The organism is Paraflavitalea sp. CAU 1676 (genome assembly GCF_029223285.1).
Taxonomy (GTDB): Bacteria; Bacteroidota; Bacteroidia; order Chitinophagales; family Chitinophagaceae; genus Paraflavitalea.
The window spans coordinates 498,854-515,211 of record NZ_JARHUJ010000004.1; the positions used below are offsets into that span (position 1 = coordinate 498,854).

General features: G+C 48.0%; 16 protein-coding genes and 1 tRNA gene. 5 read left to right on the plus strand and 12 right to left on the minus strand.

Annotated features, from left to right (window positions below):
• Positions 1–30: 30 nt before the first annotated feature.
• From P2H89_RS15005 to P2H89_RS15025, 5 genes are all read right to left on the minus strand, one after another.
• Positions 31–711: a hypothetical protein gene (locus P2H89_RS15005; protein ID WP_275828173.1), complete on the minus strand. Its 681-nt coding sequence runs from the start codon at positions 709–711 to the stop codon at positions 31–33.
• A 134-nt stretch (positions 712–845) separates the two neighbouring features.
• The gene (locus P2H89_RS15010; RefSeq protein WP_275828175.1) at positions 846–1,418 is read right to left on the minus strand and encodes a hypothetical protein; all 573 of its coding nucleotides are present in this window, start codon (positions 1,416–1,418) and stop codon (positions 846–848) included.
• Positions 1,415–1,759 carry a hypothetical protein gene (locus P2H89_RS15015; RefSeq protein ID WP_275828177.1) on the minus strand — a complete coding sequence of 115 codons (345 nt, stop codon included), beginning with the start codon at positions 1,757–1,759 and terminating at the stop codon, positions 1,415–1,417. The genes P2H89_RS15010 and P2H89_RS15015 overlap by 4 nt, the downstream gene beginning before the upstream one ends.
• A 62-nt stretch (positions 1,760–1,821) precedes the next feature.
• Entirely contained in the window at positions 1,822–2,394 is a 573-nt protein-coding gene (locus P2H89_RS15020; protein ID WP_275828179.1) for a sigma-70 family RNA polymerase sigma factor, read from the minus strand.
• A gap of 62 nt (positions 2,395–2,456) precedes the next feature.
• On the minus strand, positions 2,457–3,398 hold the full coding sequence (locus P2H89_RS15025; RefSeq protein ID WP_275828181.1) for an NADP-dependent oxidoreductase: 942 nt from the start codon (positions 3,396–3,398) through the stop codon (positions 2,457–2,459).
• 86 nt (positions 3,399–3,484) lie between these two features.
• Here P2H89_RS15025 and P2H89_RS15030 point away from each other — a divergent pair, with 86 nt between their 5' ends.
• Positions 3,485–4,372, plus strand: coding sequence for an AraC family transcriptional regulator (locus P2H89_RS15030; RefSeq protein WP_275828182.1), 888 nt, complete (start codon positions 3,485–3,487; stop codon positions 4,370–4,372).
• Between the two features lie 49 nt (positions 4,373–4,421).
• Here the strand turns inward: P2H89_RS15030 and P2H89_RS15035 are convergent, their stop codons facing one another.
• The 3 genes from P2H89_RS15035 to P2H89_RS15045 are packed head-to-tail and all read right to left on the minus strand — an operon-like array spanning position 4,422 to position 7,911.
• Entirely contained in the window at positions 4,422–5,903 is a 1,482-nt protein-coding gene (locus P2H89_RS15035) for an IPT/TIG domain-containing protein (protein ID WP_275828184.1), read from the minus strand.
• 54 nt (positions 5,904–5,957) lie between these two features.
• Positions 5,958–7,502, minus strand: coding sequence for an IPT/TIG domain-containing protein (locus P2H89_RS15040; RefSeq protein ID WP_275828186.1), 1,545 nt, complete (start codon positions 7,500–7,502; stop codon positions 5,958–5,960).
• A gap of 25 nt (positions 7,503–7,527) precedes the next feature.
• Positions 7,528–7,911 (minus strand): hypothetical protein, encoded by a 384-nt coding sequence (locus P2H89_RS15045; RefSeq protein ID WP_275828188.1) that lies wholly within the window; start codon positions 7,909–7,911, stop codon positions 7,528–7,530.
• 453 nt (positions 7,912–8,364) lie between these two features.
• On the opposite strand from P2H89_RS15045, the gene P2H89_RS15050 reads away from it, so the two are divergent.
• Positions 8,365–9,426, plus strand: coding sequence for a DUF1611 domain-containing protein (locus tag P2H89_RS15050; RefSeq protein WP_275828190.1), 1,062 nt, complete (start codon positions 8,365–8,367; stop codon positions 9,424–9,426).
• A gap of 30 nt (positions 9,427–9,456) precedes the next feature.
• On the plus strand, positions 9,457–10,524 hold the full coding sequence (locus P2H89_RS15055; protein ID WP_275828193.1) for a dipeptide epimerase: 1,068 nt from the start codon (positions 9,457–9,459) through the stop codon (positions 10,522–10,524).
• On the opposite strand, the gene P2H89_RS15060 is transcribed toward P2H89_RS15055, so the two are convergent.
• The gene (locus P2H89_RS15060; protein ID WP_275828195.1) at positions 10,525–11,262 is read right to left on the minus strand and encodes a LexA family transcriptional regulator; all 738 of its coding nucleotides are present in this window, start codon (positions 11,260–11,262) and stop codon (positions 10,525–10,527) included.
• Positions 11,263–11,432: 170 nt separating this feature from the next.
• Between P2H89_RS15060 and P2H89_RS15065 the strand changes: the two genes are divergently transcribed.
• Positions 11,433–12,026, plus strand: coding sequence for a hypothetical protein (locus P2H89_RS15065; RefSeq protein WP_275828197.1), 594 nt, complete (start codon positions 11,433–11,435; stop codon positions 12,024–12,026).
• A 245-nt stretch (positions 12,027–12,271) separates the two neighbouring features.
• On the opposite strand, the gene P2H89_RS15070 is transcribed toward P2H89_RS15065, so the two are convergent.
• Positions 12,272–12,342: transfer RNA gene (locus tag P2H89_RS15070), tRNA-Gln, on the minus strand.
• A 163-nt stretch (positions 12,343–12,505) separates the two neighbouring features.
• Between P2H89_RS15070 and P2H89_RS15075 the strand changes: the two genes are divergently transcribed.
• Complete coding sequence (locus P2H89_RS15075; protein ID WP_275828199.1) at positions 12,506–13,807, plus strand: aminotransferase class V-fold PLP-dependent enzyme; 1,302 nt, start codon at positions 12,506–12,508, stop codon at positions 13,805–13,807.
• A 9-nt stretch (positions 13,808–13,816) separates the two neighbouring features.
• Here the strand turns inward: P2H89_RS15075 and P2H89_RS15080 are convergent, their stop codons facing one another.
• Complete coding sequence (locus tag P2H89_RS15080) at positions 13,817–14,782, minus strand: OmpA family protein (RefSeq protein ID WP_275828201.1); 966 nt, start codon at positions 14,780–14,782, stop codon at positions 13,817–13,819.
• Positions 14,783–14,908: 126 nt separating this feature from the next.
• Complete coding sequence (gene tyrS / locus P2H89_RS15085; protein WP_275828203.1) at positions 14,909–16,186, minus strand: tyrosine--tRNA ligase; 1,278 nt, start codon at positions 16,184–16,186, stop codon at positions 14,909–14,911.
• Positions 16,187–16,358 lie beyond the last annotated feature (172 nt).

Genomic DNA, 16,358 nt, shown 5'->3' on the forward strand with positions numbered 1-16,358 from the left:
TCTTATATAGAACTAAACTTTACAAGGCCTTTATTTGATCGCCGTGATGGCGGTGCCACCGTGTTTGCTTTCTGTTTTCACCACGCCAAAATTGGGGGCAAACCATTCGGTGCCTTCTATGTTGACCGGAATACCGATTCCCATTGTTTTTATAGCGATCCTGCTTTTATAGGTGATCTTAAAACAATCCCAACTTCCGGCAGTAGTGGAAACTTTTTCTTCGCCAACCACTTTACGTTCGCTAACCACCATACTTACCGATTGTTTCATTCCCTTGCTATCGATCTCCATGTTCATGTTGGCATCTTTCAGCTGATCACCGACTTTCATAGAGGAAGGATACTCGATATATACGTTGTCGACCTTAGCGTCGGCAGCATTGAATTGCTCCTGTTGTGCAGCAGGCAGGCTCATTTTCATATCAACCATCATAATGCCCCCATTGCATTGAATGACGCCCTTTCCCCTGGCAATGGATTTACCTTTCTTATCGAACATTTCGGAATTGAGGGTTGCTGTAACGGAACCGCCACCGTTCTTTACTTCCGATACAGTATACACCTGTTTACCGTTTTCGTCGCCCTTCTTGTTGTAGATCGACATCTCAATGGTCTTGTTGTTTTGCAGGTAGTAATAACTTTTACAATCCTGGGCAAAACCATCGATGGCTATTACACAGGCAAGCAGTGCGGGCAAGCATGTCTTTTTCATAAAAGCTGTTTTACAAGTGTTTATTCCTGCAAAGTAAAGCTCATGGCGACACGTACACAATACCCTGTTTGTGGTAAGTAGTATTTGACCTGCGGTTGGCAGCAGGTGGGGGGATGGATGGTAAAAATGGCGGGTTATTTCCTGGCTGCTGAATCTTTAGGCGTTCCTTGTTTGCCGGGATTGCGCCAGCCGCCTGTCATGCGGTTCACTATTTCTTTAATGACGGTATCGAACTTCAACACCTGGTCGGGTTTGCACAATGCCCGTACCTGTTGAAAATGTCTAAACGTTACGAGATCGAGTTCTTTTTGCAGCAGGCCGATCTGTTCGGCTTTATTGTAGATGAAAGAGTCCTGTGCCGACATAGGGCCTGTAGTTCCGTATTTCGGGATCAAGGAACCCGATGCGGTATCTTTCAGCAGATCGTAAAAGCGTTTTTTGCTGTTGCGTATAGAATCCCAAAGGGTTTTCTGCTTGCTCATCAGCGTGTCTCTCAATAACCAATAGGCAGTTTCCTGTTCTTTATCAAGCTTTAGCTCATTGACCATGAACTGTCCCATCCGCTTGTTGCGGTCGCCTTCGCCCTGGTTATTGCGGTTTTGGGTTGCCGGCTTCATCGACCAGTAAAAGGACAAAGTAATGATATTGGTTACCAACAAGATCCCTACTAATAACAGTAACCATTTCTGCCTTGGAAATTTCGTCATGGTGTTACGGGGGTTTCATCATATACCGGATACGTACCCAGTGCGTAATCCGATGCCAGCAATTGCTGCGCTTGCGTGTTCTCCAGGCTTACTTTCTTTTCATCCTGCCACATTTCCATAATCGTGGTCGTGTTCAGGATGAGTACGATGGCTGCGAGGCTGAGGGCCAATGCCGGCCTGGTAAGCAGGCGAACCAGCGGACCGCCGGTATTTTCCAATTCCCGTTCCATCCGGCCGCGGAGGCGGGTATAAAAGAACGCCGGCGCTTTGGCCCGTTGGATGCCCTCCAGGCTGTTGAGCACCTCGTCGATCTCCCTTGGATTGTTCGGTTTGGTTGACATGGTTTCGTAATTTATAAAAACTATATTATTTAGACGCTGTTAGATTAGAAAACCTGCGAATATCAGCCCCCCTGCTGTATTTGTTTTTCCAATATCTTCCGAAGGTTTTGCCTTGCCCGGAACAGCAAGGATTCCACGGCCGATACGGAAAGCCCCATAACATCCGCAATCTCTTGATAACTAAGTTCTTCTGATTTATGCAGGGTAAAAGCTGTCTTTTGGTTCTCAGGCAGTTGCGCAATTGCTTTGAACAGGAGGGCGGCCTGCTGTTTCCGGTCGAGCGAAACCCCGGGATGGTTAAAATCGACGGGATCGTGCAGCAACTCGTTATCAGATCCAAACAGGCTGGTGAGAAAGGCAAACCTTTTCTTCCGTTTCTTGCTCCGGATATGGTCCAAAGCCTTGGTGGTCGTGATACGATAGATCCAGGTAGACAAGCGGGCATCTCCTTTAAACTGGTCGATCGATTTATATACCTGGATAAATACCTCTTGTGCAACGTCTTCAGCATCCGATTCATGTTGTACCACACCGAGGGCGGTATTGTACACCATATCCTGGTAAGTCTCTACCAATGTTTTGAAAGCCAGCTCATCACCCTGCCGGAGAAGTTGTATTAATTCCTGTTCATTCAAGAAATTGCCCGATTAGAGTTTTGCGCTACAACTTACGAAATCCTTCTTAATTACAAAGAGTTTTAAAGCGTTACGATCACCTTGCCTTTTGTTTTACCCGATGCTACGGCCTCATGTGCGGCTTTCATATCGGAAAAAGGGAATACCTGCGATACGTGCGGCCGAATGACTCCCTGACCGAGCAATTGAGCAATGGCATCCATATCATCCTGGTTGGTAGAAACCATATAGAACAACCCATTTACACCCAGTGAGTGGGCCTTTTCTTTTACCAAATCGGCATAGGCCGATACGATCGAAAGCGCAATGCCTCCCTTTTTAGTAACGGAAAAACTGCGCTCAATGTTATCTCCTCCAAGCGGGTCAAGTACTATGTCGTAGTCACTTCCTTCGGCATCCAATGGCTGTGTGACGTAATCGATATGTTTTTCGGCGCCCAGCTGCAGCACAAAATCTTTGTTGGCAGCGGAGGAGGTTCCGGTTACCGATGCACCCAGGTGCTTCGCTATCTGCACGGCAAAATGCCCTACACCGCCGGCGGCAGCCTGTATCAATACTTTTTGCCCTGGCCTTACTTTTGCCTGGTGAACGAGACCCTGCCAGGCTGTAAGTGCAGCTAATGTGGCGGCGGCGGCTTCTTCAAAAGAGATATTGGCCGGTTTCAATGAAAGGTGTCCAGCTGGTGCTTCCACATATTCTGCATACGCATTGCCTGTCGCGGGAAAGTTCACCATACCGAATACAGCATCACCGGTTTTGAAACGCGTTACCTGGCTACCGGTTTGCTCAACGATGCCGGCAATATCCCATCCCAGTACAACTGGCAACTGATCCTTGTACCGGTTGGCCATGCCGCGGCCCGACCTTGTTTTGACATCTACCGGGTTGATACTTACTGCTTTTACTTTTACGAGCACTTCATCGCTCTTGAGGCTTGGTATAGGTCTTTCGCAGTAGATAAGATTGTCGACTCCGCCAAATTCTTGTAATTCAATGACTTTCATGACTATTTGTTTAATGACACAAAGTTGACTTATGTAGGCCAATGGTTTCTTGTACAATCATGGGAATCTGCTGTACTTTTATCGGCGTGGAAAGAAAAAACCTATACCAGCCATTCGAAGTAGAATACAAAGAGCTGAACGAGTGTCCCATGGGGCCGCACAAACATAATTTTTTTGAGATGGTGTTTATCCTTGACGGCACGGGTATACAATGCATCAATGACAATAAGTTTAACTACAAGCCCGATCACCTGTTTCTGCTGATGCCCCAGGAATGCCATTCGTTTGACGTTAAGACGACTACGAAATTCTTTTTCATACGCTTCAGCAATATCTACCTGCAATCGCAGCACAAGGAATGGGTGCAAAAGCTAGAGTTCATATTTGAGAACAATACTCACCTGCCAGGATGTTTATTGAAAAACACCAGCGATAAACCACTGGTAAGGTCGTTGGTGGAGGCCGTGATACGGGAACAGGTGAACCGCCAGCCCTATCATCTTGAAGTAGTGCAGCAGATCATCAATACACTGATCACCGTGGTGGCCCGCAACATCACTTTTATGGTGCCCTCCAGTCTGCAGCAAAAGGCCGTCAGCAATACGGCGCTCGATATGGTCCATTATATTCACCAGCACATCTATGATCCCGGGCAACTGCGGGCGGATGTTATTGCAGCCCGTTTCAGCATATCGCCGGGTTATATCAGCGAATATTTCAAAACGCATACGGGCGAAAGTTTACAACAATACATTGTGCATTACCGGTTGAAGCTGGTAGAAGTAAGATTGCAGTTCAGTGAACTGCGCATGAATGAGATTGCTTTTGAACTGGGCTTTACAGATGAAAGCCATCTGAACCGGATGTTCAGGAAGTATAAAGGAATGAGCCCGACCGACTACCGGAAGCAGGTAAAAATAATGGCGTCAAGGGAGCTGCAGGAGAGAGAAGCAGGCAGTAACATAGCTTCATAAAAAAATGACCGCCCCCATATCGGGAGCGGTCCTGTTATGAAGCCCCGCCCTAAAACTTGAATTCGTACAGGTGTCCGGCAGCTGTCCAGCCGAATGCGGTCTTAACACCATTGATAGTGAGTACTGCTACTTGTGTGATGACAGGTTGCTGGTCGTCGCCAAGCACCACGCGCCAGGAGCCACCGGCTACATCCGGTGTATACTCCCACACATTTTTATTGATCACGAAATATCCTTTATTTCCTACAGTAAAGGATGGCGTGGTGATGGAAGTAAGGTCCTGTGGCATATCGGCTATTGGCGTGAGCTGATCGGGTTCGGTAAATTTCAGCAACATATTACGTGGCTGGTTCAGATCAGGTAAGGCCCTGCCGAGTATCACGGAGTTGCCCACCACCATTGCATTGCCCGAGTTCAATTCCCTGAATGTACCTGTGGCTTTCAGGTGCCAGCTGCCCAGATTGCCATTGCCGGCAGGATCAAACAGGTATAGATTCTTGTTTTGACCGCCAAACCCTACATAGATCTTATCGTTCAATACAAAGGAAATGGTATTGGCCACTGCATGCGGATAATCAGTCATCGCAGTGCTGGTATTGGTGGCGGGATCATACTCCCACCACTTATTGCTGGCGGCATCGGCAAAACCCGTTCCCAGGAATACGCGTCCATTGTGTGAGACCGATGTGGCGCGTTGCAGCTTCTGCGGCGCCATATCTTGTGGGGGCGTTGTCATGTCGATCCATCCACGTGAGAGCTGGGCGGGATCCAAAACCACAAAAGAAGAGGCCGCTTCTGTTGTTATTAGCCTGGTAAAGCCCCAGTAAATTTTGTTGTTGTGCACAAATGACGTTCCGCCCATATACAGGTTTGCGTTACCGGTCGACAAGGTCACGGCTTTGTCTTCCCATCTTGCCGTGGGACCGTTTGAAATAACGGTGAATTCGGCCTGCGTTTGCAGGGTATGCGGCCCCGATATCACCTCGATCTTATGCTTCGTAAGCGAGGTATTAAGCGGAACAGTGAATGTCAGCGAAGTACTTTGGCGATTGGCAATGGTGCACTCGATACCATTGAACTTTACCCGGGTATTGATCGAGAAATTAATGCCGGTAAGGGTAACGGGCGTGCCTATAGGGCCACTGGCAGGTGAGAATGAAGTCACTGCGATCAATTCAGGATCGATGGTGAGATCAGTATCGCTGGTGTCGGCCAGGTTACCCACTTTTACGATGAGTTTACCGGAAGGCGCATCAGCAGGGACCCGAATTGTCAACCTGGTGGTGGTTGCCTCCAGGATAGTACCTACGTACGGCATCTCCTTAAAGATGACCGTGTTTTGAGTGATATTGTCTTTGAAATTCTTTCCCTGGATAACCACTTCGCCGCCCGGCATACCTACTGCAGGGGCAAAGGAAGTGATCACAGGGGCCGTGCTGCCGGATGGTTTGTCTGGATCTGGATTTGAATTGTGATCCTTGTCTTTTTTTCCGCAACTAATTACTAAACTGCCAATTGTTAATAATGCCAAACATGTCTTTTGAACATTCATAGAGTCCGTGTTTTATTGTCGATTTCTGTTAAGCTAGAACTTGAATTCATGTAGCCTTCCCGAGCCTGTCCATCCATAGATAACGGTACTGCCGTTAATCGTAAGTTTTGCTATATGCTGTATAGCCGGCGCAGTTACACCGGCGATCACAGCTCTCCAGCTACCTCCGTTGCTGGAGGGCGTATACTCCCATACATTACGGTTGATGACAAAATATCCCTTGTTGCCGACAGAGAAGGCGGATGTTTGAAATGAAGGCATTTCCTCGGCCATGTCAGCTACTCTTACGAGCTGATCGGGGGCCGTAAATTTATATACGGCATTGCGCACCTGGTTGATCACCGGGAGGGCTCTTCCCAGGTAAACTTCATTACCAATTATGAATGCATTGCCAGCGCTGAGGTCGTTGAAGGATGCTGTTGTAACCAGGTCAAACTTTCCGGTATTTCCATTGCCGGCGGGATCGAACTGGTACAGTTGCTTGTTATCGCTGCCAAAACCAACATAGATATTGTTATTCAGGACAAAGCTAACTGCACCCATTACCCGGTGCGGGAAGTTTGACAGTTGCGTAGCGGTATTGGTTTCGGGATGAAACTCCCACCAGGCATTACTTTCTCCGGCAGCGGAAACGCCGGTACCAAGGAAGATCCGGTCATTGTGTACTACAGCAGAAACCTGCTGCAGATCGGCCGAAACCATACCGGCCGGCGCCTGCGCCAGCTGCCACCCTTTGCCGGCATCGGCGGGGTCAAAGACAGCATATTCCGGAGTAGTGGTAGTGATCGCGAGCCTGTTAAAACCCCAATAGATCTTATTCTTATATACAAATGATAATCCGCCATTGAAGGCAGAGGCTCCGTTGGGGAAAAGTTCGATATTCCTGTTTTCCCAACGGGCGTAGGGACCGGTGGCCGTTACAGTAAACAGGTCATCGCTCTCCACGGTAGTTCCATCGGAGGTTACAACGAGTTTGTGTGCTGTCAGTGAAGTGTTGACCGGTATTTCAACCACAATCTGTGTGGGTGATTTTTGCTTTATCGGAGCGACAATGCCATTGATCTTCACGGCTACCTCGTTGCCGAATTTGGTGCCCTTGATGGTAACCTGTGTATTGAATGGGCCTTGTTTGGGGTTGATGTCTTTTACATAAAGGATTAGCGGGTCTACCACAAAATCATTCTGTGAGGTGACGGTTTGATCGCCAATTTTCACGGTGACCTTTCCGGTAGTGGCATCATCGGGCACGGTCACTTTCAGGGTTGTAGTGCTGGCGGAAGCTACTGTGGCTTCGAAAAGTGCGCTCTGGAACCTCACGTAATTTTGCAGGGGATTGTCTTTGAAGTGCTTTCCCGTAATGGTGATCTCTGTGCCCGGCATTCCATGTGTAGGGTCGATAGAAAGTATCTCAGGTTTCGCGTTGCCTGTTGGGTTGCCCGGATTGTCGGGATTACCGCCGGGGTTTTCGGATTGGTTACTATCTGGATCTTTGCCGCAGCCTTGAGCGATAGCCATCGCCAGCACGAGTGTGCCTACAATGCATTTTTTCAGGATAGGTTTGATAATTGCCTTGACCATTCTGCTTAGTGTGTTTTGTTAGTGATTAGTGTGCGTTAGCATGTAGATCGGTAGAAATAAAGAGATCTGGCAGTAGCAATGCGTCGGGATCCTGGAACACCACGATCTTCAATTGTATCAGTCCGTGATACTCCAATGAATATTTTTGAGGTTTTGCAGAGAGCTGTGTCGGGATGGCATGTGCCGAAGTGAACGCGCTTTCACCCAAAGACAGGCTGCTTTGAACTTGCCGGAGGTTACTGATGTAATCATTATTGAAAATGGTAATGCAGAAAACCAGTAATGCGAAAGGCCATCCGACGGCCTGTTTTTTAAAAACAGGCTGCTTGCCTGCTTTGTGATAGCCGCGCAGGAAGGGCATTGCAAAATAACCCGCAGTGAGGTGATACATAACTGGATGCTTACTCATGGTCAATACTTTAGCTGTGCTTCAGTTGTGCGAATACACAGTCTCGCGCACGAGGTGGCGATTACATTCAATGCTTCTGAAAAAGCTAATAATAGTTACAGGGAATCGTAAATGGAGGGTGAGATCATTTTTGATTCAGCAAGCTGACTTGGCAGCTTAAGACCGAAAGGATAGTTGAGGGTGGTTTGTAAACTGTAGCTTTCGGCAAACGGGTGACAAGCAATTAGACGCAATCGTTGCGTTGGAGGAATCAATTTTCCGGAACAAAATAATAATTAAGCGTGTTTTGGCCGAGTAGAGGTGCTCATAAGAGCCTCGTTGGGTAGGGCCGCCGCAGATAACCGCAGACTCATGGCTACCTGTTGCAAATATCGGGTTTCCCGCATCTATTCTAATTTTTTTCTACCTCATGGGCGCTTAACTTTAAAACATCCTACCACTTAAATCGTACTAATGATGAATAATAACGCTGTTGTTATAACAAATGGTTTACTGGCAGAACCCAGTGCTAAAACTGCGCATGGATTGATCCGTGGTTCCGATAGATTTCGTATCCTCGGTGTTATCGACCCAGTGCATGCGGGTAAGGATGCGGGAGAGGTTGTTGATGGGAGAGTGAGGCAAATCCCTATTTGGAGTAGCCTTGAAGAAGCTGTAGGCAAGAGTAAGGAGCCGATCCATTACAGTATTGTAGGTATTGCACCCAAAGGTGGAAAGCTACCTCCGGAATTAAGGCAAGTGGTAGAGAGCAGTTTAGTAAATAGGATATCGGTGATCAATGGCTTGCATGATTTCCTTACCGATATTCCGGAAATAGTTTCGCTGGCCGGCATTCATGGTGCATCCATAACTGATATCAGAAAGCCCAGATCAAGGAGCGAACTGCATTTCTGGACAGGCAGGATCTTTGAGGTAACCTGCCCAATAGTTGCTGTTCTTGGGTTGGAAACCAATCTTGGCAAACGCACTACTTCCCGGATGCTTACCGAAAGTTGCCGGGCCAACGGTATCAATGGGCAGATGGTGTTTACCGGACAAACCGGATGGATGCAGGATGGTAAATATGGCTTTGTGCTGGATACCACAGTAAATGATTTTGTGTCGGGCGAGTTGGAACACGCTATTTACACCTGCTTTAAGGAAACTGAACCTGATATCATTTTTCTAGAAGGGCAGTCGGGCCTGCGCAACCCAACTGGCCCCTGCGGCTCGGAGTATCTCGTTTCGGGCAATGCGAAAAAGACCATCCTGGTATTTTCGCCCAAAACGGAATACTTCAGTAATAACCCTGCCTGGGGCAAGGTACCCACGATTGAAGAGGAGATCGCATTGGTTAAGTTGTATGGCAGTGATGTGATAGCCCTGGCAATGAACACCAGGGGTTGCACAAACGAAGAAATCATCGGCTTCCGCGATCAATATGAACAACGGACGGGGTTGCCCGTGCTGCTACCTTTGCAGGAAGGGGTCGATAAAATAATTCCGGTAATACGTGGCATCCTGAACCAGCAATAGTGCATACCAAAAAAGCAAACATCAGTTCTCATGAAGATCAGGTCTATTGTTGCGGGTGGTGAAGACCTGCAGTTAACACGCCCCTATAGCATATCGTACAAGACAGTAACGCATGTGGAGAATGTGGTCGTGAAGGTGGAATTGGAGAATGGTATTACCGGCGTGGGTACTGCCAACCCAAGTAAATATGTGGTCGGGAGAGATATCAGTGATACACTGACAGCATTGAATGAAGCGGCACTTCAACCCTTCACCGGAAAGGACATCCGGACATTCTATTCCTTGTTGAAAATGGTTCACGATCGGTTTAGTGACCAGGCAGGAGCAGCCGCAGCGCTGGACATAGCCTTGCACGATGCTTTTACCCAATGGCTGGGCGTGCCGCTGGTAAGCTTTCTGGGCCAGTCTATCAACACGCTACCCACCTCCATTACCATTGGCATCAAGAATGTAGAAGACACCATTGCAGAAGCCAGGGAATACTTTGGCCGGGGATTTCGGGTGCTTAAGGTAAAATTGGGTGGCGGTGCCGGCACAGACGTGGAAAGGCTTGTAAAGCTGCGGGAAGTATTTGGCGATAAGGTTGTGATAAGGGTAGATGCCAACCAGGATTATTCACCGGAACAGTTCAGGCAGTTTTGCCAACAAACAGGATCGCTCGATCTTGAATTGATAGAGCAACCTATGCCAGCTCATGCGGTAGATGAAATGCGGCAATTGCCATCGGAGATCCGCAGGCTGGTAGCTGCCGACGAATCGTTGGTGGGTCCCCGGGATGCATTCAGACTGGCGTCGCCACCTGCTGCCTGTGGAATTTTCAATATCAAGCTGATGAAATGCGGAGGGGTTCAACCGGCGCTGCGTATTGCCGCCATTGCTGAACAGGCCGGTATTGAATTGATGTGGGGCTGCAACGACGAAAGTATAGTGAGCATCAGCGCTGCACTGCATGCTGCCTTTTCCAGTCCATCGACCCGTTATCTCGATCTGGACGGCAGTCTTGATCTGGCCAGAGATATCGTAGAAGGCGGGTTTGTGCTGAAGGACGGATATATGACTTTAACGGATAGGCCTGGACTGGGCGTACGCTTGTTGTAATTAAACTTTGATCTCAAACTTGCGGGGAGGTGCCATTTCCCAATCGATCTTTCTTTTAACTAACCATAACTCCTTTATGTCATTCACCGGGATGAGGAACTGCGGATAAAATTCTTCATTGTCGCTGATCGCTACAAAACTTCCGGCATCTTTCCTGAATAGCCTTTTTACAAGGATATCATTTTCCAGCACGATCACATAAATGTAGAAATTGGCGATCTGGTGCCATTGATCCTGTTCAATTCGTTCGCAAACAAGATGATACCCCTCTTTGTAGGTAGGTTCCATGCTATCGCCTTTCACGTCGAAAACCCGGTACTGTTCACCTTTATACGGAAAACCTGGCAAGCTGGTCTTTTCGAGGTTATGGATGTACAATGGATCGTGGTATCGATTGGAATAGCCTGCCAGGGCGGCTATCGGAACGTATACGATGCCCTCGCTGTCGGGGTCGGGAAATGTCTTTTTGTGGCGACGGGTGAGTAAATAGGGTGTTGTAGATTCCTCCAATTGTTGGGTGCCGATGGCTGGTGTATTGATTTCTCCATTTTCCTCCTCCAGGAAGGCTTTAATAGTGGCCTCGTCTTCCGATTTTGGACTGGTGCCTTCCTGCCTCCATTTGTAAATGCGGTCCTTCGGAATGCCCGTCATTCTTGAAAATTCGGGCACCTTGATATTTTGTTTGGCCAGTTTTTCGTACAATTTGACTACCAATGGATTGATCTGCTGTGCCGCCATATGTCCCAATTATTGTGGATAAATATGCTGATGAGTACCTTTTTAAATGGAGAAATCTCCATTATATTTGCATCCCCTTCGGGCAAAATAACGAAGAATATTGGAGAAAAATGATGGAGTTGGGTTAAAAAATGGAAATATCTACAATTAATACAAATACACAGTAAGCCATGAAAAAGGTTCTCTTATCCATGATGATGATTATTTCAGTAATGTTCACAGAAGCACAGTCGCTGGTGCAGGAGCGGGCGGCCATCGGCAGTCTGCTATCCGGTTCGGGGTGGCGGTTCATAGAGCCGGCCAAAACGATCAAGTCCAGGCGGGATTGGCTGTTGCAATACCACCATGTCATCGACAGCGTATGCCTTCAATTGGCAACCCTGGGAGGGACAGAGGAATTGGATGAATACACCATAAAAGTGAGCACGGTAAATGCTGGTCCTGTTACAGTGTGGAGTCTCCCTACGCAGCCCGGCCATAAATACCGGGTGGAAGTGGTTTGCAACGGTGTGCTGGATGAAGGAAATGCGTCGCTTGAGGGAAGGAAGAAAAGAGGGTTCCTGGTAGATGCTTCCTGGGATGTTAACGCTGGTCAGCTCACCGCCATCGAACCAACGGAATACCTCGGTGCGGGATTGACTGCTGCAGACTATATCATTACCCATCAAGGCAGTGATATCATTTTGCAGGCGGTTGGTGAAGCAAATGCCCTGATCAATTTTGAGTTCAAGGTAAAAGTGTATACGCTTTGGGCCAACCTGTAATGGGCGATTTGGTGCAGTGAACAATTACTGAAATAAAAAACGGCACTTCTTTAAGAAGGTGCCGTTTTTTATTGATGCCTGGCGTGGATTATTTTCAATGATCCACTCCGCATATGCATTACCCAAGAAAGTAGAAAATCCCGCCCGATGGTATCGGGCTGTTTTGTATTTCAGTCTGCTCGGTTGAGCAAGGTCACCTCGCTGCCTGAAATACAAAACCCGCAACTTTCGTTGCGGGTTTCTTGTTGCCCGACCTGGATTCGAACCAAGACAAACTGAACCAAAATCAGTTGTACTACCATTATACTATCGGGCAGCCTTGCCAATTCGTAATTGGGAGTGCAAAAATAGGAGTTCCATTGATTTGTGCCAAATGCTTTTTGAAAAAAAATGAAATACTTCACATTTTTTTTCCGGCCGTCATATTCTGCTGAAAACAACTGGATTAATTCTTTAATTTCCGGGTAAACCAACGTTACATGAGACCCTCTTCCCGACGTTCCTTTCTGAACAGGGCAGGCCTGTTTTCCGCTACCGGATTGTTAGCGACGCTAACTCAGCCTGCCTGGAGTCGAAACCTTGAGCAGGCTTTATTGCGGTCAGCCGATATTCCTCCGCACGAACTGGCCGGTGAAGAAGATTTCTGGTATTACATCCAACAGGCTTATACTACCTCACCAGCCATTATCAACCTCAATAACGGTGGAGTGGCTCCCTCACCCCGGGTGGTGCAGGAGACCATGAAACATTTGCACGACGTAAGTATGGAAGCGCCCAGTTTCTATATGTGGAGAATAATAGACCAGGGCAGGGAGCCGCTCCGGAAAAACCTGGCTAAGCTGGCAGGTTGCGCTGACGAAGAAATTGCCATTCAACGCAACGCTTCAGAAGCCCTGGAAACCGTCATATTTGGGTTACCCTTGCAGGCAGGCGATGAAGTAGTATTGAGCAAAGTAGACTATCCCAATATGATGAACGCCTGGAAGCAGCGTGAACTGCGTGACGGGATCAAGCTGGTTTGGGTATCTCCGGAGTTACCCAGTGAGGACAACGAATACCTGGTGCAGCTATATCAAAAAGCATTCACGTCCAAAACCAAAGTCGTTCATCTTACCCATGTCGTAAACTGGAACGGGCAGATCATGCCCATCAGGAAGATCGCTGACGCTGCACACCAGCGGAACATTGAAGTGATCGTTGACGGTGCGCATAGTTTTGCTCAATTCCCCTATACCATACCAGAATTGGGGGCCGATTACTTTGGAACCAGTTTGCACAAGTGGTTAAGTGCCTGTATAGGGAGCGGTATGCTTTATGTGAAGAAAGAAAAGATAAAGAATCTTTATCCGCTGTTTGCCGCACCCGAACCGAAAAGCGATGATATACGCAAGTTCGAAAACCTGGGTACCCGGCCCTTTTTTATCGAACAGGCAATCGGCAAAGCCATTGATTTTTATGATATGATCGGCGCGCAACGAAAAGAGCAACGGCTTTTTTACCTCAAAAACTATTGGATGAGCCGGGTGAAAGACATACCCAAAGTAAAGCTAGGTACGTCAATGAAACCCGGCTTTGGCTGCGCATTGGGACTGGTAGGGGTAGAGGGCAAAAAACCTGCGGAGATGGAAACCTTTCTGTTCTCTAAATTTAAAGTACACACCACCCCGGTCGAATGGGAAGGTATGAAAGGGGTGCGGGTTACGCCCAATGTTTACACAACTACTAAGAACCTCGACGTGCTCGTGGACGGTATCGAGAAATATGCAAAGGGAGGTTTTTGATAAGCACGGTTATTTACTGATGATCTTGATCTCAACCCGTCTGTTCTTAGCCTGTTCCGCAGGAGTTCTTTCTCCCGGAAACAACTTTTGACTGCTTCCAAAACCTTTGTATCGCATACGGCTGCCATCGATACCTGCAAGTACAAGATACTCGTAGATCGATTTGGCGCGCTGAACCGACAGGTCGGGATCGCCTGTATCGATATCCTGCCCATCGATGCCGCCGTACAGACAACAAATATGCCCCTGTATCTCAATCTGCAAAGAAGGGAAGTCTTTCATGACACGGTATAATTCGCGTAACACTCCATAAGAACCTGACATCAGAAAATGTCGCCCTGGTTCAAAATTGAGGTCGGGCAATACCAGGGTGCTGCCTACCTTGGTAGCGGTATCGGTGATCAGGGCCGATAGAGCAGTTTTTGCCGCCGGCAAGCGACGTGACACGACCTCTGGTTCGAGGGTTGCAGGAGCCGGCCCAGTTGCTGGCTTAACGGCTGGTGTCGATACTGTTTGCGAACTGGCAGGTTGAGCTGGTGAAGCCACCACGTCAATGGGAGATGTGTTGGGTGCCTGCCAGGTATAGATGACCGATACGCGGCGGTTCATGGCCCGCGCTTCGTCGGTGGTTGCGCCAATCAAGGGTTCACGTTTACCCTTTGCCGATTCTTCCCTGAACACGCTTGCCGAAATTCCTTTACGCAGAAGGTATGCCCGCACCATCTTCAAGCGCTCCTGCGACAGCGAATCATTGTACACATGCGAACCAATGAAATCGCAATGTCCGGTCAGGTGGATCTTCACAACACGCGCAGCAGGGACGACCTTCAACAAACTATCGAGCTGCCTGGCAGCTGTAGCATTCACCTCCGACCTGTTGTATTCGAAATGCACCAGCAGTGAATCGGAACCGGTTTGCGAACTGCCCTGAAAATGGGCGAGTGTCAATAGGGCCAGTAAAGAATATGATTTCATGCGGTTCTGCAATTTCGTGTAGGTTATTTATACTGACGATAAAAGGGTGGGTAAGGGTTGGGTACCATAAAAAAGGGCTGACCAAAGATTGTTTGGTCAGCCCCCTCTTTTCCGGTAATGGTTTTTTTATACGGCCTTTACCAGGAAAAAGTTCTGTTTACCCTTTTGAACCAACAGGTATTGGTTGTGCAGCAGCAGGCTGCTATCGATGGTAACCTGGATATTCTCTACTTTCTTGCGGTTAATGCTTACGCCGCCACCCTGCACCGTTTTACGGGCTTCTCCTTTACTGGGGAAGATGCCGGATTCGGCCAGGAAAGTAACTACGTCTATGCCGGTGTTTATCTTCTCTGCGGGATAGTCGAATTTTGCTACACCATTGATGCCTTCGAGATCTTCAATACTCAGCGATTCAGCGTCTGCATTCTTTTTGGCAAACATCTTCTCTGTGTCTTCGATGGCTTCTGCCAGTCCTTTCTCGCCATGAACAAAAAGGGTAACTTCCCGGGCAAGTGCCTTGTGCAGGTCGCGTGCTCCTGGGTTCTGCCGATGTTTTTCCATCAATTCGTCAATTGCATCCGGAATAAGGAAGGTAAATAGCTTGATCCATTTTTCAGCATCCGCATCATTGGCAGTGAGCCAGAATTGATAGAATAGGTAGGGAGATGTGCGGGCAGGATCGAGCCAGATATTTCCTTTTTCGGTTTTGCCAAACTTGGTGCCATCTGCCTTGGTCACCAGCGGACAGGTAAAGGCGAAGGCTTCACCGCCTGCCTTGCGACGAACCAGTTCAGTACCTGTGGTAATATTGCCCCACTGGTCGCTGCCACCCATCTGCAGTTTGCAGTTCTTATGCTTGTATAGCCAGTAGAAATCATAGCCCTGCATCAGCTGGTAAGCAAATTCCGTGTAACTGATGCCGGTATCGCCTTCGATGCGTTTTTTCACGCTGTCTTTGGCCATCATATAATTTACCGTAATATGTTTGCCTACATCGCGCAGGAAATCGATGAAGGAAATGTCTTTGAACCAGTCGTAATTGTTGGTCATTTCAGCGGCGTTGGGCCTGGACGGGTCAAAATCGAGGAATTGTGACAGCTGTTTGTGGATGCCTGCCACGTTTACCTGCAATTGCTCTTCACTCAACAGGTTACGCTCTTCGCTTTTCATGGAGGGGTCGCCGATCATGCCAGTGGCACCACCAACCAATGCAATGGGTTTATGGCCAGCCTTTTGCAGGTGAACCAACAGTAAAATGGGAACGAGGCTACCAATGTGGAGGCTGTCGGCCGTGGGGTCGAAGCCGATATAGGCCGTGGTCATTTCCTTGTTAAGTTGCTCTTCCGTACCCGGCTTAATATCCTGGAGCATTCCCCTCCAGCGTAATTCTTCTATCAGGTTCATAATATATATATCTTTGACATATAACGGCTAATGGGACAAACAGCCAAAATGTGTGTATTGCAAACTGTTTCCGCCTCAAAAGCGTATCTAATCAGGGTTTTTACCCTCATATCGAGGTAAATCAATGGATTGTGCAAATGTACGGATTACAACAGGTTTACCCGGTCGGAAG

Bases quoted from the DNA above. Each gene is read 5' to 3' on its own strand.
- P2H89_RS15045 (WP_275828188.1), bottom strand. From the start codon at position 7,911: ATGAGTAAGCATCCAGTTATGTATCACCTCACTGCGGGTTATTTTGCA.
- P2H89_RS15040 (WP_275828186.1), bottom strand. From the start codon at position 7,502: ATGGTCAAGGCAATTATCAAACCTATCCTGAAAAAATGCATTGTAGGC.
- P2H89_RS15050 (WP_275828190.1), top strand. From the start codon at position 8,365: ATGATGAATAATAACGCTGTTGTTATAACAAATGGTTTACTGGCAGAA.
- P2H89_RS15010 (WP_275828175.1), bottom strand. From the start codon at position 1,418: ATGACGAAATTTCCAAGGCAGAAATGGTTACTGTTATTAGTAGGGATC.
- P2H89_RS15025 (WP_275828181.1), bottom strand. From the start codon at position 3,398: ATGAAAGTCATTGAATTACAAGAATTTGGCGGAGTCGACAATCTTATC.
- P2H89_RS15060 (WP_275828195.1), bottom strand. From the start codon at position 11,262: ATGGCGGCACAGCAGATCAATCCATTGGTAGTCAAATTGTACGAAAAA.
- P2H89_RS15015 (WP_275828177.1), bottom strand. From the start codon at position 1,759: ATGTCAACCAAACCGAACAATCCAAGGGAGATCGACGAGGTGCTCAAC.
- P2H89_RS15005 (WP_275828173.1), bottom strand. From the start codon at position 711: ATGAAAAAGACATGCTTGCCCGCACTGCTTGCCTGTGTAATAGCCATC.
- tyrS (WP_275828203.1), bottom strand. From the start codon at position 16,186: ATGAACCTGATAGAAGAATTACGCTGGAGGGGAATGCTCCAGGATATT.
- P2H89_RS15075 (WP_275828199.1), top strand. From the start codon at position 12,506: ATGAGACCCTCTTCCCGACGTTCCTTTCTGAACAGGGCAGGCCTGTTT.
- P2H89_RS15065 (WP_275828197.1), top strand. From the start codon at position 11,433: ATGAAAAAGGTTCTCTTATCCATGATGATGATTATTTCAGTAATGTTC.
- P2H89_RS15055 (WP_275828193.1), top strand. From the start codon at position 9,457: ATGAAGATCAGGTCTATTGTTGCGGGTGGTGAAGACCTGCAGTTAACA.
- P2H89_RS15080 (WP_275828201.1), bottom strand. From the start codon at position 14,782: ATGAAATCATATTCTTTACTGGCCCTATTGACACTCGCCCATTTTCAG.